General features: G+C 40.8%; 32 protein-coding genes and 5 tRNA genes. 13 read left to right on the top strand and 24 right to left on the bottom strand.

Translation table 11 applies throughout. The features are described from left to right. From rpmC to rpsJ, 10 genes are read right to left on the bottom strand one after another with little or no spacing between them, the layout of a single operon-like run. Complete coding sequence (gene rpmC / locus RBR61_RS01325; RefSeq protein WP_320341708.1) at positions 1–186, bottom strand: 50S ribosomal protein L29; 186 nt, start codon at positions 184–186, stop codon at positions 1–3. Beyond that, complete coding sequence (gene rplP, locus RBR61_RS01320; RefSeq protein WP_152298654.1) at positions 173–598, bottom strand: 50S ribosomal protein L16; 426 nt, start codon at positions 596–598, stop codon at positions 173–175. The genes rpmC and rplP overlap by 14 nt, the downstream gene beginning before the upstream one ends. A gap of 2 nt (positions 599–600) precedes the next feature. After that, positions 601–1,326: a 30S ribosomal protein S3 gene (gene rpsC / locus RBR61_RS01315; RefSeq protein WP_320341707.1), complete on the bottom strand. Its 726-nt coding sequence runs from the start codon at positions 1,324–1,326 to the stop codon at positions 601–603. 1 nt (position 1,327) lies between these two features. After that, positions 1,328–1,645 (bottom strand): 50S ribosomal protein L22, encoded by a 318-nt coding sequence (gene rplV / locus RBR61_RS01310; protein WP_152298652.1) that lies wholly within the window; start codon positions 1,643–1,645, stop codon positions 1,328–1,330. A 2-nt stretch (positions 1,646–1,647) separates the two neighbouring features. Further along, positions 1,648–1,923: a 30S ribosomal protein S19 gene (rpsS, locus tag RBR61_RS01305; protein WP_320341706.1), complete on the bottom strand. Its 276-nt coding sequence runs from the start codon at positions 1,921–1,923 to the stop codon at positions 1,648–1,650. 4 nt (positions 1,924–1,927) lie between these two features. Then, complete coding sequence (rplB, locus tag RBR61_RS01300; protein ID WP_320341705.1) at positions 1,928–2,767, bottom strand: 50S ribosomal protein L2; 840 nt, start codon at positions 2,765–2,767, stop codon at positions 1,928–1,930. Between the two features lies 1 nt (position 2,768). Continuing rightward, the gene (locus RBR61_RS01295; RefSeq protein WP_320341704.1) at positions 2,769–3,050 is read right to left on the bottom strand and encodes a 50S ribosomal protein L23; all 282 of its coding nucleotides are present in this window, start codon (positions 3,048–3,050) and stop codon (positions 2,769–2,771) included. Continuing rightward, positions 3,050–3,664 carry a 50S ribosomal protein L4 gene (gene rplD / locus RBR61_RS01290; protein WP_320341703.1) on the bottom strand — a complete coding sequence of 205 codons (615 nt, stop codon included), beginning with the start codon at positions 3,662–3,664 and terminating at the stop codon, positions 3,050–3,052. The genes RBR61_RS01295 and rplD overlap by 1 nt, the downstream gene beginning before the upstream one ends. Then, positions 3,664–4,239 carry a 50S ribosomal protein L3 gene (gene rplC / locus RBR61_RS01285; RefSeq protein ID WP_320341702.1) on the bottom strand — a complete coding sequence of 192 codons (576 nt, stop codon included), beginning with the start codon at positions 4,237–4,239 and terminating at the stop codon, positions 3,664–3,666. The genes rplD and rplC overlap by 1 nt, the downstream gene beginning before the upstream one ends. Before the next feature lie 9 nt (positions 4,240–4,248). Then, the gene (gene rpsJ / locus RBR61_RS01280) at positions 4,249–4,560 is read right to left on the bottom strand and encodes a 30S ribosomal protein S10 (RefSeq protein ID WP_137011558.1); all 312 of its coding nucleotides are present in this window, start codon (positions 4,558–4,560) and stop codon (positions 4,249–4,251) included. Between the two features lie 155 nt (positions 4,561–4,715). On the opposite strand from rpsJ, the gene RBR61_RS01275 reads away from it, so the two are divergent. Both RBR61_RS01275 and RBR61_RS01270 read left to right on the top strand, forming a co-directional pair. Beyond that, the gene (locus tag RBR61_RS01275) at positions 4,716–5,780 is read left to right on the top strand and encodes an ATP-binding protein (protein ID WP_320341701.1); all 1,065 of its coding nucleotides are present in this window, start codon (positions 4,716–4,718) and stop codon (positions 5,778–5,780) included. Continuing rightward, positions 5,781–6,347, top strand: a complete 567-nt coding sequence (locus tag RBR61_RS01270) for a ribonuclease HII (RefSeq protein ID WP_320341700.1) — start codon at positions 5,781–5,783, stop codon at positions 6,345–6,347. Here RBR61_RS01270 and RBR61_RS01265 read toward each other — a convergent pair. Genes RBR61_RS01265 through RBR61_RS01250 form a run of 4 tightly spaced genes read right to left on the bottom strand, consistent with a single transcriptional unit; the run spans position 6,344 to position 8,700 of the window. Then, entirely contained in the window at positions 6,344–6,808 is a 465-nt protein-coding gene (locus RBR61_RS01265; protein WP_320341699.1) for a DsrE family protein, read from the bottom strand. The two genes, RBR61_RS01270 and RBR61_RS01265, sit on opposite strands and share 4 nt — an antisense overlap. A gap of 21 nt (positions 6,809–6,829) precedes the next feature. Beyond that, positions 6,830–8,041, bottom strand: a complete 1,212-nt coding sequence (gene glp, locus RBR61_RS01260; RefSeq protein WP_320341698.1) for a gephyrin-like molybdotransferase Glp — start codon at positions 8,039–8,041, stop codon at positions 6,830–6,832. Further along, positions 8,038–8,475, bottom strand: coding sequence for a molybdenum cofactor biosynthesis protein MoaE (locus RBR61_RS01255; RefSeq protein ID WP_320341697.1), 438 nt, complete (start codon positions 8,473–8,475; stop codon positions 8,038–8,040). Before RBR61_RS01255 ends, glp begins: the two co-directional genes overlap by 4 nt. 3 nt (positions 8,476–8,478) lie before the next feature. Next, entirely contained in the window at positions 8,479–8,700 is a 222-nt protein-coding gene (locus tag RBR61_RS01250) for a MoaD/ThiS family protein (protein ID WP_320341696.1), read from the bottom strand. Positions 8,701–8,805: 105 nt separating this feature from the next. Between RBR61_RS01250 and RBR61_RS01245 the strand changes: the two genes are divergently transcribed. Then, positions 8,806–9,474, top strand: coding sequence for an MqnA/MqnD/SBP family protein (locus RBR61_RS01245; protein WP_320341695.1), 669 nt, complete (start codon positions 8,806–8,808; stop codon positions 9,472–9,474). A 140-nt stretch (positions 9,475–9,614) separates the two neighbouring features. Here RBR61_RS01245 and RBR61_RS01240 read toward each other — a convergent pair. From RBR61_RS01240 to RBR61_RS01220, 5 genes are all read right to left on the bottom strand, one after another. After that, positions 9,615–9,699: transfer RNA gene (locus tag RBR61_RS01240), tRNA-Leu, on the bottom strand. A gap of 30 nt (positions 9,700–9,729) precedes the next feature. Then, positions 9,730–9,806, bottom strand: a tRNA-Arg gene (locus tag RBR61_RS01235). 15 nt (positions 9,807–9,821) lie between these two features. Beyond that, positions 9,822–9,898 (bottom strand) — tRNA-Arg (locus tag RBR61_RS01230). 42 nt (positions 9,899–9,940) lie between these two features. Further along, positions 9,941–10,017: transfer RNA gene (locus RBR61_RS01225), tRNA-His, on the bottom strand. Positions 10,018–10,042: 25 nt separating this feature from the next. Next, a tRNA-Pro gene (locus RBR61_RS01220) sits at positions 10,043–10,120 on the bottom strand. 173 nt (positions 10,121–10,293) lie between these two features. On the opposite strand from RBR61_RS01220, the gene RBR61_RS01215 reads away from it, so the two are divergent. Both RBR61_RS01215 and RBR61_RS01210 read left to right on the top strand, forming a co-directional pair. Continuing rightward, positions 10,294–11,739, top strand: coding sequence for an alanine/glycine:cation symporter family protein (locus tag RBR61_RS01215; protein ID WP_320341694.1), 1,446 nt, complete (start codon positions 10,294–10,296; stop codon positions 11,737–11,739). Beyond that, positions 11,736–12,014, top strand: a complete 279-nt coding sequence (locus RBR61_RS01210) for a hypothetical protein (protein ID WP_320341693.1) — start codon at positions 11,736–11,738, stop codon at positions 12,012–12,014. The genes RBR61_RS01215 and RBR61_RS01210 overlap by 4 nt, the downstream gene beginning before the upstream one ends. Here the strand turns inward: RBR61_RS01210 and RBR61_RS01205 are convergent. From RBR61_RS01205 to RBR61_RS01195, 3 genes are read right to left on the bottom strand one after another with little or no spacing between them, the layout of a single operon-like run. Further along, a complete protein-coding gene (locus RBR61_RS01205) occupies positions 12,011–12,790 on the bottom strand; it encodes a thiazole synthase (RefSeq protein ID WP_320341692.1) in 780 nt (259 codons plus the stop codon). The two genes, RBR61_RS01210 and RBR61_RS01205, sit on opposite strands and share 4 nt — an antisense overlap. 48 nt (positions 12,791–12,838) lie before the next feature. Continuing rightward, entirely contained in the window at positions 12,839–14,203 is a 1,365-nt protein-coding gene (locus RBR61_RS01200; protein ID WP_320341691.1) for an NAD(P)H-hydrate dehydratase, read from the bottom strand. Positions 14,204–14,205: 2 nt separating this feature from the next. After that, positions 14,206–14,940 (bottom strand): ATP-binding protein, encoded by a 735-nt coding sequence (locus RBR61_RS01195; protein WP_320341690.1) that lies wholly within the window; start codon positions 14,938–14,940, stop codon positions 14,206–14,208. A gap of 178 nt (positions 14,941–15,118) precedes the next feature. Here RBR61_RS01195 and RBR61_RS01190 point away from each other — a divergent pair, with 178 nt between their 5' ends. The 7 genes from RBR61_RS01190 to RBR61_RS01160 are packed head-to-tail and all read left to right on the top strand — an operon-like array spanning position 15,119 to position 23,212. Next, on the top strand, positions 15,119–16,138 hold the full coding sequence (locus tag RBR61_RS01190) for a cytochrome-c peroxidase (RefSeq protein WP_320341689.1): 1,020 nt from the start codon (positions 15,119–15,121) through the stop codon (positions 16,136–16,138). Between the two features lie 42 nt (positions 16,139–16,180). Then, entirely contained in the window at positions 16,181–17,143 is a 963-nt protein-coding gene (locus tag RBR61_RS01185) for a KpsF/GutQ family sugar-phosphate isomerase (protein WP_320341688.1), read from the top strand. Continuing rightward, positions 17,137–18,024, top strand: a complete 888-nt coding sequence (locus RBR61_RS01180) for a pseudouridine synthase (protein WP_320341723.1) — start codon at positions 17,137–17,139, stop codon at positions 18,022–18,024. Before RBR61_RS01185 ends, RBR61_RS01180 begins: the two co-directional genes overlap by 7 nt. A 2-nt stretch (positions 18,025–18,026) precedes the next feature. Then, positions 18,027–19,208: a replication-associated recombination protein A gene (locus tag RBR61_RS01175; protein ID WP_320341687.1), complete on the top strand. Its 1,182-nt coding sequence runs from the start codon at positions 18,027–18,029 to the stop codon at positions 19,206–19,208. Positions 19,209–19,267: 59 nt separating this feature from the next. After that, positions 19,268–19,555 carry a hypothetical protein gene (locus RBR61_RS01170; RefSeq protein ID WP_320341686.1) on the top strand — a complete coding sequence of 96 codons (288 nt, stop codon included), beginning with the start codon at positions 19,268–19,270 and terminating at the stop codon, positions 19,553–19,555. Between the two features lies 1 nt (position 19,556). Beyond that, the gene (locus RBR61_RS01165) at positions 19,557–21,533 is read left to right on the top strand and encodes a methyl-accepting chemotaxis protein (RefSeq protein WP_320341685.1); all 1,977 of its coding nucleotides are present in this window, start codon (positions 19,557–19,559) and stop codon (positions 21,531–21,533) included. After that, the gene (locus RBR61_RS01160; protein WP_320341684.1) at positions 21,533–23,212 is read left to right on the top strand and encodes a response regulator; all 1,680 of its coding nucleotides are present in this window, start codon (positions 21,533–21,535) and stop codon (positions 23,210–23,212) included. The genes RBR61_RS01165 and RBR61_RS01160 overlap by 1 nt, the downstream gene beginning before the upstream one ends. Before the next feature lie 31 nt (positions 23,213–23,243). Here the strand turns inward: RBR61_RS01160 and rplT are convergent, their stop codons facing one another. Together rplT and rpmI are read right to left on the bottom strand one after the other, a co-directional pair. Beyond that, on the bottom strand, positions 23,244–23,603 hold the full coding sequence (gene rplT, locus RBR61_RS01155; protein ID WP_320341683.1) for a 50S ribosomal protein L20: 360 nt from the start codon (positions 23,601–23,603) through the stop codon (positions 23,244–23,246). 107 nt (positions 23,604–23,710) lie between these two features. Next, on the bottom strand, positions 23,711–23,902 hold the full coding sequence (gene rpmI / locus RBR61_RS01150; RefSeq protein WP_137011489.1) for a 50S ribosomal protein L35: 192 nt from the start codon (positions 23,900–23,902) through the stop codon (positions 23,711–23,713). 67 nt (positions 23,903–23,969) lie between these two features. Here rpmI and RBR61_RS01145 point away from each other — a divergent pair, with 67 nt between their 5' ends. Next, positions 23,970–24,197, top strand: a complete 228-nt coding sequence (locus tag RBR61_RS01145) for a hypothetical protein (protein WP_320341682.1) — start codon at positions 23,970–23,972, stop codon at positions 24,195–24,197. Positions 24,198–24,320: the final 123 nt, after the last annotated feature.

Raw genomic sequence — 24,320 nt, 5'->3', positions numbered from 1 at the left:
CTATTTCGCTGCACGAAGTGCAGTGTTGATTCTAGCAACATCTTTTTTAGCGATACGAAGTTCGCTAGTATTTTGTAGTTGCATCATCTGTTTTTTTATTTTTAAAGTAAAAAGCTCAGTTTTTCTCTCTTTAAGCATTGCTTGAAGTTCTGCTGTGCTTTTATCTGCTAAATCAGAATATTTCATTGCTCATCTCCGCAGTAATTATTTTTGTTTTGAAAGGCAATTTGTGCATAGCAAGAGTAAGTGCTTCACGAGCAAGCTCTTCAGGAACACCTGCCATTTCAAAAATTATACGACCTGGCTTAATATTCATAACCCATTGATCAACTGAACCTTTACCTTTACCCATACGAGTCTCAAGAGGCTTAGCAGTCAGTGGTTTAGCTGGAAACACACGAATCCAAATCTTACCATTTCTTTTAATGTGACGAGTAGCCGAAATACGAGCCGACTCGATCTGACGAGAGTTAATACGACCTGCTTCAACAGCTTTTATAGCTATATCACCAAATGCTAATGTATAACCCGAACGAGCGTAACCGCGGTTACGACCCTTCATTACTTTACGATATTTAGTTCTCTTAGGCATCAACATGATTATTCAGCCTTTCCGCTATTTTCGCGTTTTGGAGCACGTTTAGGGCGACGAGCACCCTCTTTTTGCTGCTCTTCTTTTACTTCTGCCGGGATACCTTTTGTGAGAACCTCACCTTTGAATATCCAAACTTTCACACCTATACAACCGTATGTAGTGTGAGCTTCAGCAAAACCGTAATCTATCTTTGCACGTAGTGTATGAAGAGGAACACGTCCCTCTAAGTACCACTCTGTACGAGCCATTTCAGCTCCGCCAAGACGACCGCTTACAGATATCTTGATACCTTTAGCTCCGCCTCTTTGTGCATTTTGCATAACTTTTTTCATAGCACGTCTAAATGCAACACGGCGCTCTAACTGAGTAGCTACGTTTTCTGCAACCAACTGAGCAGATATCTGAGCTTTCTTCTCCTCTTTGATGTTCACCGAAATTGGCTTACCAACAAGATTTTGAAGAGTCTCTTTAAGCTTCTCTATATCTGAACCTTTTTTACCGATAATGATACCGGGACGAGCAGCAACGATAGTAACACGAAGTCTCTTAACCGTTCTCTCTATGATAATGTTAGAAACACCTGCATAGTAAAGCTCTTTTTTCAAATATGTACGAATCTTGTGATCTTCACCTAAAGCTGCAGGTGCAGTTTTAAAGTTAGGGAACCAGCGGCTCTCCCAGTTACGGTTGATTCCAAGACGTAAACCAATAGGATTAACTTTTTGACCCATATTATTTACCCTCTACTTCTACTAAGATATGTGCTGTCGGTTTTCTGATACCAGATGCCATACCACGAGCTCTCGGACGGAATCTCTTAAGTACTGGACCGTTATCTACACGACATGACGTTACTGTACAATCACTAGCTTCATTACCACTGTTTGCAACTGCTGACGCAAGTACTTTGTAGATAATTTTTGCTGCTTTGTTTGGTGTAAACTCTAAAGCTGCCAATGCCTCTTCAGCGTTCATACCCTGAATCTCTCTTGCAATAAGACGAGATTTGATCGGTGAAACACGGATGAATTTTAATAATGCTCTAGCCATGATTAACCTTTCTTCTGTACAGAGCCCTTATGGCCCTTGAATGTACGAGTTGGTGCGAATTCACCTAGTTTATAACCAATATGGTTTTCTGTTACAAATACCGGAACAAATTTGCGACCATCATGAACGTTAAGAGTAAGGCCAACCATATCAGGAAGAACCATACTTCTGCGAGACCAAGTCTTGATAGGCTTTTTATTGCCTTCAGCTTTGGCTGCAGCTACTTTTTTCATTAAATGATCATCAACAAATGGACCTTTTTTTACACTTCTTGCCATTTAACTACCTCTTCGGATTAGATTTACGGCGAGTAATAATAAGTTTATCACTTGCTTTTTTACGACGAGTTTTTGAACCCTTCGTTGGTTTACCCCATGGAGTAACTGGATGACGACCTGAGTTCGTTTTACCTTCACCACCACCGTGCGGGTGATCGATTGGGTTCATCGCAGAACCACGAGTTTGAGGACGAATACCCATATGGCGAGAACGACCTGCTTTTGCTATTACGATGTTGATATACTCTTCATTTCCAACAACACCGACAGTAGCCATACACTCACCAAGAACTAAACGCATCTCGGAAGAAGGCATACGAAGTGAAACATATTTGCCGTCACGACCCATGATCTGAGCAGAAGTTCCAGCTGAACGAACCATCTGTCCGCCTTTGCCTACTTTTAACTCGATATTGTGAACCAGTGTACCGACAGGTATGTTCATAAGTTTCATCGCATTACCAGGTTTTACGTCAAGTCCAGACTCTGCAGCGATTACAGTATCGCCTACATTTAAACCTTTTGGTAAAAGGATATATCTCTTTTCACCGTCTGCATAAGTAACCAATGCTATACGGCAGTTACGGTACGGATCGTACTCAACTGTGCTAACAGTACCAGGAACATCATACTTATTTCTTTTGAAATCGATGATACGGTAAAGTTTTTTCGCACCCGCTTGCTTATGGCGAGATGTGATACGTCCGTTGTTGTTACGACCAGCGTGAGCAGGAAGTTTTACAAGAAGTGAACGAACACTTGCCTTTGCTGTTATATCGCTGCTTTCAACATTTGTATAAAAACGGCGAGACGGAGTTGTCGGTCTATAAGTTTTTATTGCCATGTTACACCGCCAAACTTTCTATTTGTGCACCCTCTGGAAGCTTTACATAGAACTTTTTAAAGTCATTTTGCTTACCCTGTACACCACGGAATCTTTTTGTTTTTCCGCTTTGATTAAGTGAGTTAACTCTTGCAGGAACGATCCCGAAGTACTCACGAAAAACCTCTTTAAGACCTGTTTTAGTCATACGCGGAGATGTTTGAACAACGATCATTCCATCTTCTTGCATACCTAATGTCTTCTCTGTATATAGTATAGATTTAATATCTGTAATATCTGCCATTATTTAGCCTCACCTACAAGATTTTCCCATACCGCTTTCTCGATCACTACTGAACGATAATTTGCAGCTAAATAAGCATTTAATTCATTCTCTTCAATCACATATGTGCTTGCAATGTTTTCAAATGCCAAATAAGTTTTTTCATCTAAGATCGTCTTTACAAAAAGAGTATCTCTTTGGTTTAACGCTTTAAACATTGCCGCAGCATCTTTTGTTTTACCAGATGCTATCTCAATGCTATCTACGATGAATAGACTACCGTTTTGCGCATGTTCTGCTAAAGCAAAGTTAAGAGCAAGTTTTTTCTGCTTCTTATTAACTTTAAGATCATAGTTACGATTGTTACTAGGACCGAATGCCTTACCACCACCGACAAATACCGGTGAACGACGTGAACCTGCGCGAGCACGTCCGCCGCCTTTTTGAGCCCATGGCTTTTTACCGCCGCCTCTAACTTGTGCACGTGTCAAAGCTGATGCGCTGTTTGCTCTCATAGCAGCTTGCGCAGACTTTACATACAGGTACAGGTTATGAGGATTGATACCGGAAAAACTCTCCGGCAAAGCTAACTCAGAAGCTTTTTCCATTTTTTCATTTAGAACTATTGCGCTCATTATTTAGCTACCTTTACACGACCTAAAGAACCGTTAGCTCCAGAAACTGAACCAATGACCGCTATGATCTTGTTTTCAGCGTCAAAAGAGATAATCTCGTTCTTAACACTATTTTGTGTATTTCCGTATTGTCCAGGCATTTTCTTACCCTTCATTACACGACCTGGCCACTCTGCATTACCGATCGAACCTGTTCTACGGCCAAATCTGTGACCGTGTTCAGCAGGACCACCGCCGAAATTCCAACGCTTCATAGCACCAGTAAAACCGCGACCCTTAGTAGTAAAAGTAGACTTTAAAACTTTAGCTTCTGCCAAAGGAGTTAAATCTAAATCACCAGCTTCAGTGTTTGCTACTTCTAAAGTAACAAAACGGTTAAACTCAGATGAAAGGCTGTATTTCTTTTGCTGACCTTCAATTGACTTATTCATTTTTTTACCGCTATTGTAAGCTACAATCGCGCCATTTTCGTTAACTTCACAGACCTTAGCGTCTAAAACTCTTAATAGAGTAACAGGCTTACTAGGAACTGAGATAGTACGGCTCATACCGATTTTTTCAACAATATATTCCATGATGACCTCCTACTTATCCATAGAGCGAACTTCAACGTCCACTTCCGGTGCAAGATCTAGTTTCATTAATGAATCTACAGTTTCCGGCGTTGCGGAGACGATATCAATAACTCTAGCGTGAGTACGAATTTCGAACTGCTCACGTGAGCTTTTATTGACGTGTGGAGATTTCAATACAGTATATTTACGAATCTTTGTTGGTAAAGGTATCGGACCACGAATTACCGCGCCTGTACGCTTAACAGCCTCTACGATTGACGCTACAGATCTATCAAGTACACGATGATCATAAGCTTTCAATTTCAAACGAATTTTTTCCATGTTTTTCCTTCTAAAGAACTCGTCAGGTCTTGCCTAACTATTTAAGGGAGCGGAATTGTATCCAAACTATCTCTATAATTCAAGGAAATAGGGGGCAAAAATTGAAATTTGTATAAATTTATTTCCTTTTAATAAGGAAGTGGTAAAATTGCAACATGGAAATTTTGCTAGAAGAGCTATATAAAACCGACCTTATTGTTGATAAATTTCACTTCAGAAAGCTGTTTTTGGACAATTCAAGTTATCAGATAAACGGAATAACGCAAAGCGGAAAGACAAAGCTTGTAAAAAACTACCTTTTGGGTCTTAAAAAAAACAGCTATCTATATATAGACTGCAGAGATATGCGTATAGAAAAAGATGCCTTGAACAAGAGCCTTCAAAGTTTTTGCACCAATAATACAATAAACACACTTGTTCTTGACAACTATACGCAAGATATAAAGATAGTAAATGTTCCTCAACTCATAATCTGCAGTGAAGTACACTATGATATAGAGTACCTAAAGAGCATAAGAGTCTATCCGCTTGATTATGAAGAGTTTTTGGCGTATGAACATAAGTACGACTCAACCGCGCTGAACCACTTTTTCCAACTCGGCGGTTTTCCTTTTATGCATAAAATAAACAGTGACGAGAGGGTCTCCTATCTGCAAAAAGCACTTAAGAGCACACTCGATGAAAAAGAGCTGGATATTCTCATCTTCTGTGCAAAGATGATGACGCAGAAGATATCCCCCTACTCTGTGTATGAGAGACTCAAACAGGTGCAAAAGATCTCTAAAGACAAACTTTACGACTCGTTTGAGAAGCTGAGCCAAAAAGGCTACATTCACCAGATGCAAAAAGTGGATCATCCAAAGGCGATCAGAAAAATATACCTCTGCGACATCTCTTTAAAGTCTGCACTGACAATAGATAAACATTTCGGCAGACTCTTTGAAAATATGATATATTTAGAGTTGCTAAAATCAGAGAGAGACTGTTTCTATGACGACGGGATAGATTTCTATATTCCAAGCGAAGGCGAGGTCATCTTGGCAACACCCTTTGCGGATGAGAGAGCTCTCTTTAAAAAGATAGAGGCTATTGAGTCATTTATTATAAGGTATCAGGTTAAGAAGATAACCGCCGTTACGATGAGCAGAGAGGGAAGCGTTAATCACCCCTTCTCCAGAGTAGAGATGATTCCGTTTGATATTTGGGCATTGGGAGATTAGATGAATAGTTTTAGAAAACTCTGTGGAATCGATGAGGCGGGTAGAGGTCCTATCGCCGGTGATCTTGTAGTTGCCGGTTGTATATTGAAATCTCATATAGAGGGGCTGCACGACTCAAAAAAACTGAGTGAAAAGAAGAGAGAGTCTCTCTATGAGACCATAACCAAAAACTCTCTCTACCATATAGTAGTGTTTTCTGCTAAAGATATCGACGATCACGGCATCTCAGCTTGTATTAAAAATGCTCTTTTGGAGATCATAGATACTCTTAAATGCAGCGAGTATCTTTTTGACGGAAACTCTGCTTTTGGCGTAGGCGGGCTTCAAACCATGGTAAAAGCTGATGGAAAAGTGCCCGAAGTCAGTGCCGCTTCAATACTGGCAAAAGTGACGCATGACAGAAATATCATTAAAGATGCAAAAAAATACCCGCAATATGAGTTTGAAAAGCACAAAGGGTATGGAACCTCAAGACACGTAGAGTTGATAAAAAAATATGGTTACTGCGATATCCACAGAAGAAGCTACAGGCTAAAAGCGCTTGAAAAAACGCTTTTTGACCTCTAGTCTATTGGAACAAAAGCGTAGCCATCATTTTGTGCATCGATAAGTCCGATCATTGCACTTGGAATAACTTCTACGAAATCCAGTATGTTGTCTTTTTTTATCTCTCTTGCTTTCATGCCGACACCGCACATTAAAAATTTTACACCGTAGGTATCTACGAGCGATGCAAGCTTCTTGTGTATCTCTTTTTCTTTTGCTTGGAGCTTTTTATCCTCTTTGCATTTTGTTTTTGAGACATCTTTTACAAAAAACTTGTAAGAGCCGCCATGAATAACGACTCTGATATCTACTCCGCCGCCAACGCTTTTGTAGTGTTTATTGCTAAATGCGATCCCGTTTATCAATCTTTTCTCAATAGTTGCAAGATCAGATGTCGTAAGGTCAAAGAGCGCCTTTTTAACATCACTATCAGCTTTTAAAACTCCTAAAAAAAGAACAAATACAAGAAGTAACTTTTTCATTTTAGCCTCACTATAAAAAATTTAAAAATTATCTAACAAGATAACATTTACGTATGTGCCCTGCTCCAGGTCTCCATCATCCTCGCCCGTTATCATCAGTGCGCTTGAGTCTAACATGTTAGTAAGTATCGCCGAGCTTCCGACCTTCTTATCTCTGAAGTTTACAAAATACTCGCCATCCTCTACGAGAACATTACATGCCGTAAACTCCGTCAACTTGCTTCTTTTTGTGAATTTTTCGCCGAGCTTTGCGGCTACTGTTTTATACGCGCTTTTACGCCCGAGCATTTTTGCGATCAGAGGAAGAACATAAAGTATGGCGGTGACGGTTGATGAGTATGCAAACCCGGGGAGCGCTAAAATAAACTTATCTTCTCTTTGAGCAACCATTATATGTTTGCCCGGTTTTATTGCCACACCTTTATAGACAACTTCTGCGCCTATTCGAGGCACTATATCTTTTACAAAGTCGTAGTCCCCTACGCTCACTCCGCCGGTGCTCACTAAAATATCAGCACTTAAGAGAGCGTTTTGAAACGTCTCCATAATGCCCTCTCTCTCATCGCCGATTGTTCCAAGCTGAACGGCCTCAGCTCCTGCTTGTTCAAAAAGAGCTGCAAGCGTATAGTTGTTAGAACTTCTTATTTGAGAAGGATTTGTACTGTTCACACCAAGATCCAAGATCTCGCTTCCAGTTGAGATAACAGCAACACGAGGTCTAATTGCAACTTTTACCATTACACGGTTTAGCGCAGCCATAACACCTATCTCGACAAATCCGATCTTCGTCCCTTTTTTGATAAGCACATCTCCGGCTCTGTACCCCTCTCCCACCGGACGAACCGCATTTCCGAGAGGAACTGTCTCATCTATGGTTATTTTACCGTTGTTTACGCTTACGTTCTCTATCTGGATAAGTGTATCCGCACCATTTGGCATCTTTGAGCCTGTAAATGTTTTTATGCACTCTCCGCTCTTTATGGTTCTCTTCTCATCGCTTCCGGCTGGATTGTCCCCTAAAATAGCTATCTCTTTGTTCTGTAGGTCACTATGCATAACCGCATAGCCGTCCATAGAAGCGGTAGGGAATTGAGGGTCGTTATACTCTGCAACGATATCCTGCGCCAAAACTCTTCCAAGAGATGCGCTAAGTGCCACATTCTCGGTTCTTGATGAGTTTACGTGCAGAAGATCAAGCATATTTTGACTGGTTTCGTAAGATAATAGACTCATTTCAATATTCCACTCCCTTTAATTGCTGTTGAGCGGTCCAGTGCATAGACTCTTTTGCCGCCTTTTAGATCATATTTCCAGATGGGAGCGGATGCTTTGAAATCCTCTACGAACTCATCTATAAACTCTAACGCTACGCGTCTTTTTGGAGAAAAAACTGCCGCTATGTAGGAAGACTCGTGAAGCATTACATCACCTCTTGAGTGCGCCATTTTTATAACCGCACCTTTAGCTTCAGCCTTTTTTTGCCACGCCTCGTACCAAGAGTTAAGTATCGGCTCATAGATGTCAAAACTAAGCCCCTCTATATTGTCTTCACTTCTAACGGTCCCCACAAAAGGGATATATGCGCCATAGTTGCTATTTGCTTCCTGCTCGTACCACTCTTTTAAAATTTTTGGAACGTCGAGAGCTCCGTCATAAAGGTAAAGCATCTATCACCCTCCGCAAACAGGCGGAAGAAGAACGACTCTGTCACCGTCTTTAAGCTCTACGTCCCTGCTGTTTACAAGCGTGTCGTTAACGGCAACCGCAGAGTTCTCAAGCCACTCTTTCATAGAGTCATCCCTCTGCAGTATCTTTGCCAACTCGTTTAAGTTTGTTATCTCTAACTCCAGAGGCTCTTTTTGTATTGGGCCTAAAAATTCTACTCGTACCAAAATACTACTCCCAAAACTATTTTTCATTGCTGTGATTATATCTAACTCATCTTTTTTATAAGTTAATACCTGTATAATTTTGACCATATTATCTTGGAGCAACTTTTGATTTTTGGAAAAATTGAGTATCTAAATCTTCTGCCTTTTCATGTCTTTATGAAACGTTTTACAAAGAGCTCCCAGCAGAGCATGAGCATGCACTACTACAGAGATGTTCCTGCAAAGACGAACAAAAAATTTATCTCCAAAAAGGTTGATGCGGCGTTTATATCAAGCATACGGGCAAAAAGACAAAAGCATGTAAACCTCGGAATAATCGCAAGAAAAGAGGTGCTTAGCGTTTTAGTGGTCCCAAGCGAAAATGACGTAAAAGATAAAGAGTCCGAGACATCAAACGTGCTCGCAAAAATTTTAAACGTCCAAGGTGAAGTTCTTATAGGCGACAAAGCTCTAAGGTACTACCTGCAAGAGAAGCCTCATACGGATCTGGCAAAAAAATGGAATGAAAAACACAACCTCCCATTTGTATTTGCACTTCTTTGCTACCACAAGGATAAAGCACTATATAAAAAAATTGAGAAGAATTTCTTAAAAAGAAGAGTAAAGATCCCAAGATATATTTTGGACGAAGCCTCTAAAAGAACCAATGTTGCACATGACGACATCTTGAACTACTTAAAACATATCTCGTACGATGTAGACAATAAAGCAAAAAAAGGGCTTAATAAGTTTTATAAAGAGGCTAAAAAAGTCAGTGTAAATAATAAAAGATAAGTTTTAGTAGTTCTAATTCAAGAAAAGGTACTGTATTTGATAATTTAACTTCTTAATAGTTGAACATTTTTGGTACAGTTTTGGAACAATTAGTTTTGAATTTTCTTTGAAGTATCGTATTTCAGGGGTTTTAAAGTAGATGGTGCGGATGAGAGGACTTGAACCTCCACACCTTACGGCACCAGATCCTAAGTCTGGCGTGTATACCAATTTCACCACATCCGCATATAAGTGTTTTACGTCTCTTCAGACAGGTGGTACGCCCTACACGATTCGAACGTGTGACCGATGCCTTAGAAGGGCATTGCTCTATCCAGCTGAGCTAAGGACGCATACATTTATAAAAATGGTGCGCCCGATAGGATTCGAACCTATAACCGTCGGATCCGAAGTCCGAAACTCTATCCAGTTGAGCCACGGACGCCACAAAATTTATTGTTATTATTAAGTTTTTATATCTAATTTATGGGGTGAGATACGGGATTCGAACCCGCGACCCCCGGCACCACAAACCAGTGCTCTAACCAGCTGAGCTAATCTCACCATACGTTTTTAAATATAAATTAGGTGGTCGGGGTGAAAGGACTCGAACCTTCGGCCCCTTGGTCCCAAACCAAGTACTCTAACCATACTGAGCTACACCCCGACTCTTTTCATTAAAACAACTCTGCAGCTGATTAATGAGGCGAAATTATAGTTAATTATTTTTAAAAAGTCAATACTATTTTTTGCATATTTAAAAACTTTCTAAATAGTGACACAAAAAGAGATTAAGATTAGTTTGTTACAATACATTATTATGGTTTTAAAGGGTTAGTTTTGGGTGAAATATTTAGCAGTATCAACTATTTTCTAGAGACGGTTCTATTTTTTGATATTCTTTTTGGCAGCGTAGAGGGTGTAACATTGCCATTTTTGGTCATATGGCTTATTTCCGGCGGTATCTACCTTACTATTTTGACGAGATTTATAAATTTAAGGATGCTAAAACACTCTTTTGACATTGTAAGAGGCAGATACAATACTATTGACGATGTCGGGCAGATATCCTCTTTTGGAGCTTTAACTACCGCTCTTAGTGCGACAGTAGGGCTTGGAAACATTGCCGGCGTTGCTCTTGCTATTGCAATCGGTGGCCCGGGTGCTACATTTTGGATGATCGTTGCCGGTTTTTTAGGGATGAGCCTAAAGTTCACAGAAGTAACACTTTCGCTTCAATATAGAGAATTTTTAAAAGATGGTTCGGTTATGGGAGGTGCAATGGAGTACCTCTCCAAAGGATTGGCAAAAAAAGGGTATGCAAAGTTTGGCAAAGTCTTAGCGGTGATCTTTGCAGTATTTATGATCGGAGGTGCAATAGGCGGGGGAAACACTTTTCAAGTCTCGCAGGCTCTAAGTGCGATCTCTCAGGAGATACCGTTTTTCCAAGAGTTCCCCATAGTTTTTGGGATCATCATCGCTTCTTTGGTTGGCTTTGTCATCATAGGCGGCGTTACTAGAATTGCGCATATAACAGAAACCCTAGTTCCATTCATGGCTATAATATACATATCTGCTTCTTTATGGATATTAGGGGTTCATTTTGAGAAAATAGATGATGCTTTTAGCATTATATTAACAGAGGCCTTCTCAACGAGTGCGGTTTACGGCGGGATTGTCGGCTCTCTTATTCAGGGCTTTCAAAGAGCGGTATTCTCAAGTGAAGCCGGAATAGGTTCATCACCAGTCGCACACGCTCCCGTCAGAACAAAATACCCGGTCAGACAGGGTTTAGTTGCTCTTTATGAACCTTTTGTAGATACTATAGTCATCTGTACAATGACTGCGCTTGTTATTGTCATAACAGGTGTTTATGCGCATGACGGAGCTTATGTTGCCCTTATTGAAGCAAAACAGGGTGCTGCGCTTACAAGTGCCGCTTACGGAACGGTTATCGATTGGTTTCCGGTAATTCTCTCCATTAGCATTACTCTTTTTGCTTTCTCTACAATGATCTCTTGGTCATACTACGGTGAGAGAGCATGGGTTTATCTTTTTGGCTCTAAATTATCCATAATTTACAAAGTATTTTTTCTCTCTCTTACCGTTATAGGAACGGTTGTGAGCACAGGGCTGCTTGTAGATTTTAGCTTTATGCTTCTCTTGGCCATGGCGCTGCCCAATATTTTGGGACTTTTTATACTTAGCGGCGAAGTAAAAAAACTGCTTGACGTATACCTTAAAAAACTTAAAAGCGGTGAACTTGACGATGAGGCTATTAGATGAGCAAAACTAGAGAAAAGTGCATAGATTTTTTAGAAAAATACAATATCAATATTGATTCAGAGATAGACTTCGATGTTAACGGTGAAGTTCACACACTCTCTCTTAGGTATATTACAGATACTTTTATGATGGCTTCAGAGGAGTCACAACTAGTTTTTTTGAGTGCGCTGGAGAAATCTACTGACAGTAAAGACGGTATGGGGATAGAGAGATTTTTTGAGGGGATGGGACAGCTTTTGCTGCTTACCCATCTCTCAAAGAATATTGAAGTTTAAAACTGTATCAATCCATCTATCGGAGAAGATGCGGTCGCATAAGGCTTTTTAGGAATTCTTCCTGCAAGATAGCTCATACGGCCCGCTATCACGGCGTGCTTCATAGCCTCTGCCATCATCATCGGATTGCTTGCCTGAGCTATTGCCGTATTTGTCAAAACTCCCTCTGCGCCAAGTTCCATTGCATATGCGGCATCGCTTGCACAGCCTATTCCCGCATCTACGATAACCGGAACGCTTACAGCTTCACGGATAAAGACTATATTGTACGGATTTTGGATTCCCAGACCGCTCCCTATCGGTGCGGCAAGAGGCATGATCGCATGCGCGCCCGCATCTTCAAGACGTTTTGCCATAATAGGATCGTCCGAAGTGTACGCCATAATTGTAAAGCCCTCTTTAGAGAGTATTTCACACGCCTTGATGGTCTCTAGTACATCCGGATAGAGAGTCTTTTGCGTATCGCCGATAACTTCGAGCTTAATAAGGTCGATCCCGGTAGCCTCACGTGTCAGCCTAAAAGTGGTGATCGCCTCCTCCGCTGTAGTACATCCTGCGGAGTTTGGCAAAAATTTTACATTTGTCCCCGCAAAGGTATCTCGTAGATTCTCTTTATCCGGATCGGTTATGTTTAATCTTCGCACGGCAACTGTTATAAGCTCGCTCCCGCTTGCTAAGGTCGCCTCTTTTGTAGTTTGAAAATCTTTATATTTACCGCTCCCCACAATAAGGCGAGAGCCGAGTTCGTACTTCCCTATTTTTAAAATATTATCCATTATTTTGTTCCCTCTTTTTTAAATTGCTGTTTTATAACATATGCAATCTTATAGTTTGCATATCCCCTCTATCAAATCATCCGGCGTTAGCGAATAATCAGCTCCACTGTAATGAAGCGCTGCTTTAGTGTGCGCCAAAGAGCCGTTTATGGCAGCATCTAATGGGCTATAGCCCTGAGAGAGCAGTGATGCTATAAGGCCGCTTAGCACATCTCCGCTTCCCCCTTTTGCCAGCGCTTGAGTTCCGTGAGGATTGATGAAGCACTTATTGCCCCTGCCTATGATCACGTTTGCACCTTTTAAAAGAAGAGTCACATGCGGATACTTTTTGCAAAACATCTCTGCATACTTAAAACGCTCTTTTTGCAGCTCATCAACCGTTATATCCGCTATATTTGCTCTTTTTAATAGAGAGACGAACTCTTTTGCATGAGGTGTCAAGACTACATCTTCTCTTTTTAAAATATCCAAGACAGCCTGCATATGAAAGATATCCGCATCAGCGACAAGAGGCAGAGAGTTGTCCAAAAATTTTTCCAGCTCCAATGCGCTGAACTCTGCTCCAAGCCCCATCCCCAAAGCCAAAGCCGTTGCGTTTTTTGGCACCTCATGCGAGTACATCAGCGTGTAAGGTATCTCTATCTTTTCAAATCCCACAAGCGTCACAAGTCCGCTTCCGAATCTAAGAGCAGACAGCGCGCTCATGATACTTGCTCCGCTCATCTGTCCCGATGCTATGGCGAGATGGCCGTACGAGCCTTTATGCGAATCTTTTTTTGCCCTTGAGGGAAGTCTTAAATCATCCAGATCAAGCACTCTGCAGCTGCTCTCTTTCTCGTATATATCTCTGCTTACTCCGAGATCCAGAACTTTAATCTCTCCAAGCACATCTTTTGCGCTATCGAGAAACATACTCTTTTTGAGCGCACCCATAGTAAGCGTGACATCTGCGAAAAATCTATATCCCGAAGGAATGTCACAGGCGATCTTAAAAGCATCCAGAGCGTTCATATCTTCAATTATAGAAGTGATTTCTTTGCTGAACTCCCCGCTAAATCCCGTTCCGACAATAGCATCAACCAAAACGTCGCATGCCTCAAGCTCGGCAGACTCTCTTACGCCTATGGCAAGAGCCCTTTTTTGCTGCAGAAGCGCCATCTTTGAGGCGGGCTTTTTCGCATAGAAAAGACAAACGTCATAATCTGCATGCAGAAGCCTTGAGAGCGCGATTCCGTCAGCTCCGTTATTGCCGCTTCCGCAAACTATAACGATTTTTGAATTTTTTTCAAATTTGTTACGAATATACTCAGCCATACCGCCAGCGGCATGCTCCATCAATATATCTTCGCTTAAAAAAAACTCGTCGTAGCACCTTTTATCTAAAGAGGCCACTTCGTCAAAAAGTTTTTGCATAACTACTCTTCGATGACATACTCGTCTATCTCTACTATATTGCTCTTTATATCATTGAACAACAGCGTATGATAGTTCGTTCTATACTGATAGAAAAATCTGTTTTTAGGGAGCTTTTTAAGATTTGCCGTGTTGAAATACTCAAAGTTCGAACATCTTCCAAGATATAAGAAAGTAAAGAGAAGTTTTATCTGAGGGCTTTCAAAAGTGCTGTGCGGCTGTGCCAAAAATGTAAGACCGTACTTTTTAAGATTTAAAAAGTTAAGCATATAGAGCAAAAAGTCCTCAAATTTTGTGTAAAAACCGTTCAGGTTTTCAATATCATGGAAAAAGTAGTAGTAGTTTTCCAAAAGCCCTTTTATCTGAAGCGTCTCGGTCAGCTTGCTCTTTATATCCCTTTTGTTTGAGAAGTAAGCGGGATCAACTGCCATATAGATATGTTTTCTCTCATCTACCAGCTTATTGAACTCAACTTGAAACTCTTCGCTCTCATCAAATCTTATATAGTTAAAATGCTCGTCTTTGTATCTAAGCTCTATATCCTCTATTTCCGAGTTCGAAAAATCAAGATAGAGAGTTGCCACATTGCTGTCAATTATATAGTTTCTTATTCTGCATGCCAGATTTGTTTTACCCGCACCCTCTTCCGCCAAAATAAGCGTATTGAAATACAACACCCTCTCTTCAACTTTAAGCGTATTGATGCTGCTTACATATTTTCCTAATTTATCTCTCATTTTTTGCCCTCTAAAAAATTTTAGAATTATTATATCTTATCTCTAATAAATAAAGGCTATTTATTGACTTATTCAGCTGAGAGATATATGTTGGATTTATGAAAATAATATAAATTTGTTATACAGTTTTAAGCTAAATAAATGTAATATTTATGACAAATTTACACAAGGAATCATCATGTACAAGAGAACAGTTTTAACGGTAGCGCTTGCCGCTTCATCCCTTTTGGCTTCAGATTTAGCGACAGAGGCTAAAAAAGCCGGCCTAAAGCCTATTCCTTCAGATAAAAAAGAGCTTATGAAGCTTATTGACAATCCTAAAAACCCTATCACGGACGAAAAAGTGGAGCTTGGTAAAAAGCTCTATTTCGACCCAAGACTATCTAAGAGCGGTTTTATAAGCTGTAACAGCTGCCACAACCTAAGCGAGGGCGGAGATGACGGGATCCCTGCTGCAATAGGCCACAGATGGACGCAGAACCCGCATCACCTGAACTCACCTACCGTTTTTAACTCGGTCTTTTTCAACTCTCAGTTCTGGGATGGACGCGACCCTCACTTAGAGGCTCAGGCACAAGGTCCTATTCAGGCTGCACCTGAAATGGCCGCAACTCCAGAACATGTCGTAGCGACAGTTGTATCTATACCTGAATATGTGGCAGAGTTTAAAGAGGCATACGGCAAAGATGTCAAAATAACATTTCCAAAAGTAGCTGATACCATAGCGACTTTTGAGAGAACTCTTGTTACACCGTCTGCGTTTGACGACTACCTCAACGGTGATGAGAACGCTATGACAAAAGCACAGAAAGATGGCTTAAAGACATTTATGGACAAAGGGTGTGCGACATGTCATACCGGCATAGCTCTTGGCGGTGCGATGAATGCGTTTAACATCACGGGGACATACAAGTTTCAAGATGTGGGCGATTTTAAGGGTGACAAGAACGGTATGGTAAAAGTGCCTACTCTTAGAAATATCACACAGACCGCACCATACTTCCACAACGGTCAGATATGGGAGCTCAAAGATGCTATAAAAGAGATGGGGCGTATCCAGCTTGGGGCTGACATCAACGATGCAGAAGCCGCTTCTATCGAGGAGTTCCTAAAGGCGCTTGAGGGCAGAAAAGCAGATATAACTCTTCCTCTACTTCCTGCTTCTACATCTAAAACTCCAAAGCCTGATATTAAATAAACCTGCAATGCAATTTATACCCAAAAAGGGTATAATTGCATTATGAATTACAGACAAATAGCACAAGAAACCTTACAAATTGAAGCACAAACGCTACTAGATAGCGCCAAAAACATAAACGATGTGTTTGATAAAGCCGTCTCTGTCATACTTGCATGCAAAGGCAAGCTTATTGTTACAGGTGTGGGCAAATCTGGACTAATCGGTGCAAAGATGGCAGCTACATTTGCATCTACCGGAACCCCTAGTTTTTTTCTTCATCCAACCGAAGCCCTTCATGGTGATCTTGGAATGATAGGCAAAGACGATGTCGTTTTGGCTATCAGCTACAGCGGAGAGAGTGAAGAGTTAAGCTCAATACTTCCTCATATAAAAAGATTTGACATTCCTCTTATCGGCATGACGAAAAACCATAAGTCTACACTTGGAAGATATAGCGATATTGTAATAGATGTGGTCGTTGAAAAAGAGGCTTGCCCCTTAAACATCGCACCTACAAGTTCTACAACTCTCACACTTGCACTAGGCGATGCTTTGGCAGTCTGTCTCATGAGGGCAAAGAACTTTCAAAAGAGCGATTTTGCGTCGTTTCATCCAGGCGGAGCTTTGGGAAAACAGCTATTTGTAAAAGTTAAAGATTTGATGAGAACAAAAGATCTGCCGGTCATAACGGCAGATACAAATCTCAAAGATGCCATTGTAAAGATCAGCGAAGGCAGGATCGGAACGGTTTTAATCACCGATGAGTCAGGTAAACTTAAAGCACTTATAAGTGATGGGGACATACGCAGGGCACTGATGAGCGAAGATTTCTCTCTGCAGGACAATGTCTTAAAATATGCAACTCTGAATCCAAAAACAATTGATGATGAAAATATGCTTGCAAGCGAAGCACTTGTAATAATAGAGGATATGAAGATACAACTTTTGGTTGTAACTAACAGAGATAAGAGAGTAGTCGGAGTGCTTCACATCCACACTCTTATAGAAAAAGGTATATCGTGAGACTAAACAAATACATTGCCCACCACTCCAGCTACTCAAGAAGAGAAGCGGACAAGGCGATACAAGACGGCTACGTAAGAGTTGACGGAGAGATCCAGACAAACCCTGCAACAGATGTTATTGAGGGCGTAAACATTGTCTACGTTAGCGGCAAACAGGTTAGCCCCAGAGACAAATATACGGTAATTGTCTACAATAAACCAAAGGGAGAGCTTGTAACAAAGAGCGACCCAAAGGGCAGAAGAACAATCTATGACACTCTAAGCAAAGAGTATAGACACTACATCCCTGTCGGAAGGCTGGACTTCGCATCCGAGGGGCTGCTTCTTTTAACTGACGCCTCAAAGGTCGCATCTGCTCTTATGGAGTCTGACCTAGAGAGAATCTACAAGATAAAGATAAAAGGTGAAGTAACTCCGGATATGGAGGACGCGATGCTAAAAGGGTTAAAGCTTGAGGACGCAACCGCGGGCGGGCACTCACACTCTAAAATAAAAGAGATGGAGTTCAAGCCTTTTATAGGCTATAAGATCCAGAAGAACCAGCCTAACTACTCCATCTTAAAAGTGGCACTAAGCGAAGGGAAGAACCGTGAGCTGAGACGTTTTTTTGCACACTTTGGAGCTGAAGTGGTAGACCTTAAGAGAATCAGTTTTGCAGAGATCGAACTCAACAACCTTCCGGAGGGAAAAGTAAGATTTTTAAGCCGCAGCGAATACTCTGCTCTGGCAAAATTTCTAAAAGATGAGAAGAAGTCGGAACAAAAAGAGCAAAGAAGCAGCGAAAAGAGAGTCTTTAAAAAAGATGAGAGCAATAACTTTGCCAAAGATGAGAAAAAACCGGCCACCAAAAGCAAAAAGCCCATTAAAAAGAAGCGTTAGCGTTGAGTGATTTTACACATCTTTTACGTCCTAAGTCTTTTGACGAACTTATCGGACAAGAGCATCTAAGCTCTAAAGATGCCCCGCTTAGAGTCCTGTGCCAAAAGGGTTCTCTTGGGCACAGCTTCTTCTTCGGACCCTCAGGATGCGGAAAAACATCCATTGCCAGAATTATTGCAAAAGAGATGGGACTGCCGTTTTATGAATTTAATGCTACAAGTATCAAGATCGAACAGCTGAGAAAAATTTTTGATCAGTACAAGAACACTCTGCAAAGACCTCTTATTTTCATAGACGAAGTGCACCGCCTTGCAAAGAACCAACAAGAGGTTCTGCTTCCTGTAATGGAAAATAATTCCGTCTTAGTAATAGGTGCTTCTACAGAAAACCCGTTTTTCTCACTTACATCTGCGATCCGCTCGCGCTCTATGCTCTTTGAGCTATACCACATATCAAACGATGCGCTAAAAGAGCTTTTGCAAAAAGCGCTATCAACCGCTTCTATTAAATGTGACGAAGATGCCGCAGAGTATCTCTCTCTTAGCAGCGGCGGAGACGCAAGAGCAATGCTTAAACTGCTTGAATTTGCCTCAGATATAGACTCTCATATAACTCTTGAGATCTTAAAATCTCTCAGGCCCAATGCTCTAAGTGCAGGAAGCAGCGAAGCTGGTGTGCATTATGACCTGACAAGTGCGATGATAAAGTCGATAAGGGGCTCGGATATGGATGCCGCTATCTACTATCTTGCCCGTTTGATCGAAGGCGGAGAGAGTGCCGATTTTATTGCAAGACGTCTTGTCATACTTGCAAGCGAAGATATAGGAAATGCCAACCCGCAGGCACTTACTCTTGCCACCTCAACTTTGACAAGTGTGCTAAAGATCGGCTATCCTGAAGCTAGAATCATCTTGGCTCAATGCGTCATCTATCTAGCCTCGTCTCCCAAATCGAACTCCGCATATTTGGCTATAAACGAAGCTCAAAAAGCCATAAGAGAGGGTGTTATGCTAGATATACCGAAGAATATCACTCAAAACAGCAGCGGCTACCTCTATCCGCATGATTTTGGAGGGTATGTAAAGCAGAAGTATCTATCAAAGCCTTTGAAGTTTGTTCAGCTCAAAGAGATCGGCTACGAGCGAAAGATTAAGGAGTGGTTAAGCAATCTTTTTAATTTTTAGTTAACTTTAATTGTATTAATAATAAACTGCTGTAAAACAGAAAGAAACAAGGCATTAAAATGGAACTACAAATATCCGCAAACACTCTTGTCGTAACAGGCAACATAAAGAGTATTAGTGACTTTCAAGAGATAAAGCGAACCATTGACAATATGATCAGCGGACATAAGCATATTAACCTAAAGATCGTTGATTCTTTCTCCATTACATCGTCTGTAATAGGATACTTGAACAAACTTGTCCTAAAAGACAACATCGACCTCAATGTTATTGTCGGAAACGAGCAGCTTTATCATCTTTTGGATGATCTGAATCTGGTCTCGACATTTAAAGCAAAAAGGGGCTAGTATGACAATAAAATATAAATTAAATCTTATAACTGCAATAGTTGTCTCGTTCGCACTTATTATTATTGCAATAACTCTTAAAAACACACTTACAAATAATGCGATAATAGCTCAGGCACAGGAGCTGAACACTCTCTCCCAAAAGTTAAGCCTGGTTATTCATGAAACTCAAAAAGAGCGTGGTGCGAGTGCGGGCTTTATCGGTTCAAAGGGGAGCCAGTTCGGTGATATTCTGCCTAAGCAAAGAGTTGATACAACAAAAGAGTATGGCGAACTAGAAGCATACATAAAGGGTCTTGATCTTGACTCTTTCCCACAGGAGCTCAAAAGTGAAATAGCAGCTTTCAGTGCAGATATGAGCAAAGTTTCGAAGATACGCTCCGATGTCGACTCTCTGTCTATCGGTCTAGGTGATGTCGTGGCTTACTATACAGGTATGAACAAGAAGATACTCAATATAATTTCTCTGACCGCAAAACTTGCAAATACTCAGGAGCTGGTAAAAGCGCTGGACTCTTATACAAACTTTTTAAAGTCAAAAGAGCGTGCAGGAATCGAGAGAGCGGTTCTTAGCGGTACTTTTGCCGCCGATAAGTTTGGAGAGGGTATATTTGCAAAGTGGATCACTCTTGTGGCTGAACAGGATGCTTATCTGGACTCTTACCTATCTATGGCAACCGAGAGTTCCAAGGCTCTATATGCGCAAAAAATGAACTCTCCTGTTATAGAACAGGTCAACAAGATGAGAGACATTGCCAGAGCAAAGTCGCTTGAGGGCAACTTCGGAGTCAACAGCGTCGAGTGGTTTCAAACCATAACAAAAAAGATAAACCTTCTAAAAGAGGTTGATGACGAACTGGCTAAACAAAACAGCCTTCTTTTGGAGGAAGTGAAGTCTGAGCAAAATATGCTCGCACTACTCACACTCGCAGGTTATTCAATATTTGCTATAGTCATCTTTGCTATCATATTTATCGTCAGCAGAGGCGTCAACAGAAGTGTTAGAAGCTCTTTGGAGAAGATAGAGTGCGTATCTAGCAACCTAGATCTAACGTGCGATGTCGTGGTAGAGGGCAAAGATGAGATCTCCCAGATATCTAAAGCTCTGCATGTAATGATAGTCGCTTTCAAGCAGAGTGTATATCAGGCAAAAGATGTATCCGAGACAACATCAAAAGAGAGCAAGAACCTAAACGATATAGTTGAGGAACTTACCAAGAACGGTGAATTTGCCGATACAAAAATATCAAATATAAATGTATTGGTCAGCGAAGTGGGCGAACGCCTCGACGCCATTGAAGAGGCATCTATAACCGTTACTGAAGATTTGAAAAAGACCTTCAGCGTTCTGGACGGTTTCATAGAGAAACTCGACTCCGTCGTTGTTGCGATCGAAGTAGGCAATGAGAATCAGCAAGACCTTGTTCAAAAAGTCTCTTCACTTACAGAACAGGCTAAAAATATCAAGGATGTATTGGCTATCATCTCCGATATCGCAGACCAGACAAACCTGTTAGCACTCAATGCGGCTATCGAAGCGGCACGTGCCGGTGAGCATGGACGCGGGTTTGCAGTTGTTGCGGATGAAGTCAGAAAGCTTGCAGAGAGAACACAAAAAAGTCTTAGTGAGATCAGCGCGAACGTCAATCTTATCACTCAAAATGTTGTTGAGATCTCGGAAGAGACAAACAAAACTTCAGAGAGCATGGGCAATATAGCAAACTCTGCACAGGACCTAATAGCTTCTGCACAGACAACAAAAGAGAATCTCTCTATTACAACCGACAAGTCAAGCGATGTAATGTACCAAAGTACATATATCGCGACAAAAACCAAAGAGCTTATCCGCGACATGGATGAAGTTATAGAGATATCGCAGAAAAACACACAGCATAGAAACTTGGTTGACAATGCCGCTACAAAGCTCTCAGACGATGCACACAGACTACAAGACGAACTTAGTAAATTTAGAATTTAATGAACGGCACTATCGACAGTTCAATCCTAGTCTATTTAAAGTCTTTGACACTTCTTTGTGTTGAAGACAATAAAACCACACAGCTTCTTTATCAATCCATATTTGAAGACCTATTATCAAACGTCATCCTTGCAGATAACGGTGAAGACGGATATGAAAAATTTCAAAATCAAAAGATCGATCTAATCATCGTTGACTACGATATGCCAATACTAAACGGCATAGATATGATCAAAAAAATAAGAGACGTAGATAAAGAGATTCCGATCATCCTAGTCTCTGCCATACAGGATATTGACGTTATCGTTCAGGCTCTCCAGCTCAACGTCAACAACTTTTTAAAAAAACCCATAATCGTATCTGAAGTTATGCAGGCAATAGAGAATGTTTCAAAGCTTATCTTTGCCGGCAACTATCTCAAAGAGCAAAGAGAGAAAAAGATACGAGAGCTTGAGAGAAAAGAGGAGTATAACTCATACCAGGAGGATCTTGCCTTCTCAAAAGAGCTCAATATAGTAAGAAACGACTTTTACTATAAGATGCTGGATACAAAACGCACAACGTTGGTTGACTTTTTGTACAAACCGCTTGATATCTTAAGCGGAGATGCATACAGTGCGAGAAAAATATGTGATAAGAGGGTATTTTACTTTATTGTCGACGGAATGGGCAAAGGTCTCTCTGCATCGCTCAGCTCAATGCTTCTGACTGCTTATGTAAACCATGTTCTCGATAAGATGGTAGAAGATTTTTCTTTAGAAAAATTGATAAAATCGGCTCTTGAGTATATAAAACCGATCATACTTGATGAAGAGGCTCTCTCTGCAGAATTTATAGTTATGGACTATAAAAACTCTACTATGCAATACTCAAAATTTGCAATGCCGCCGTCACTGACCCAGTCCATTGACAACGAAGTAATAAAAATCAGATCAAACAATCCGCCTATGAGCAAGTTTACCGATGATTTTACTGTATCTCAAACAGATATTTCAAAAATCACTAAACTTCTATTTTACAGCGACGGATTGGTAGAGAACAGCGTGCGAGAGAAAGGGAAGCTGTATGCAAACTTTATTGAGAACGATTTTCTGCGCTCTTTTACAAAAGATGAACTAAAAGAGAAGCTTTTATACAAGATAGATGCCCAAGAAGATGATATGACCTTCATATTTATAAATCAGCTTCCTTCGAGCCAGAAAGAGAAACGTATTACAAAAACCTTTGAGAGCACTCTAAATGCAGTTGAGGAGGCTAATGACTGGTATACTGATATCTGGAGCGGTTTTACCACTAACTACAAGCTGGCATACAATGCAGGTGTGGTTTTCTCAGAACTCTTTATGAACGCTTATGAACACGGGAATCTCGGTCTTGATGCAAAAACAAAGCACAGGCTGCTAAGTGAAGATATCTATTTTACGACACTTGAGGAACTTCAGAGAAATTGTGATAAACAAATCACTGTGACCATTGACATCATAGAGGCAAACTCAAACAGATATATGGCTACGCTCATAAAAGATGAGGGTCAAGGCTTTAATACAAATATTTTACGTGAGATTTTTAAGGATAGGGATAATTTTAACGGAAGAGGTATCTATATCTCAAGACAATCCTCGCTCGGGCTCTATTATAACTCAGAGGGAACAAGCGTTCTTTTTTTGCATAAAGCGTAGCGCGACCGAAGTCACACTCTGCTTACTAACTCTACTTTGCTAATGCTGCTTTTGATGCTGTTGCAACTGCGCTGAAGCCTGCTGCGTCATTCATCGCCATATCAGCAAGTACTTTACGGTCAAGCTCGATGCCCGCTTTTTTCATACCGTTTATGAATGTTGAGTAGTTCATACCGTTAAGACGACATGCAGCATTGATACGGATGATCCATAGTTTACGGAAATCACGTTTCTTCTGCTTGCGGTCACGGAATGAGTAGTACATTGAGCGCTCTAGCTGCTCTTTTGCTTTACGGAAGTGTTTACGACGTCCGCTATAAAAACCTTTTGCAAGTTTTAATATTTTTTTGTGTCTTCTTCTACGAACAACACCTGTTTTTACTCTTGGCATTTTATTTCCTTTTTTCTTTACCCAGACACTCTCTCGTGTTCAAGGTGCCACATCTTAGGTGGTCTTGCCCAGCACTATATCGCTGGAGATTTAACAATCAACTAAAATTAGTTGATCATAGCCTTAATGTTTTTTTCATCAACTTTTGCAACGACTTTTGGTCTGTTTTGCTTTGTGCGAGTATCTGAATCTTGTTTTGTCAAGATATGGCTTCTAAACGCTGTACCGCGCTTAACAGTGCCGTTTTTCTTAACTTTAAAACGCTTTACAGCGCCTTTAACCGATTTCATCTTTGGCATCGAAACTCCTTTGTAAATTGAAGCGAAATTATACCCAAATTTTTTTAATTTTTGTTATACTCACACCATGAATTCAATTAAACATATAAATAACGCGCTGCAAGATCTGGATAAAGAGGTTGAGGCAATACTTATGGACATGAGCCTGCCGATGAATGAAAAAGACAACCGTATGCTGCCTCTTCTGCAGCAAAAAAGAGTTCTGGCACAGACGCTAGAAGATCTGACATACTTAAAGAACAATCCGCCAAAACCGAATCAGGCGTGCGGGATCTCAAAACATAGAAAAGATTGATTTTTTAAGATGATCGGTAGATAATTTTATTCAAATTCGAGGCAAAATTTTGTTTAATTGAGGAGTTTACTTGCGGTAAATGACGAAATTCAACCAAATTTTAACGAAGAAGTTGGATAAAAG

Origin of the sequence: Sulfurimonas sp. (genome assembly GCF_034005705.1) — a bacterium.
GTDB lineage: Bacteria > Campylobacterota > Campylobacteria > Campylobacterales > Sulfurimonadaceae > Sulfurimonas.
This window is presented reverse-complemented; position numbering and strand designations above follow the sequence as displayed.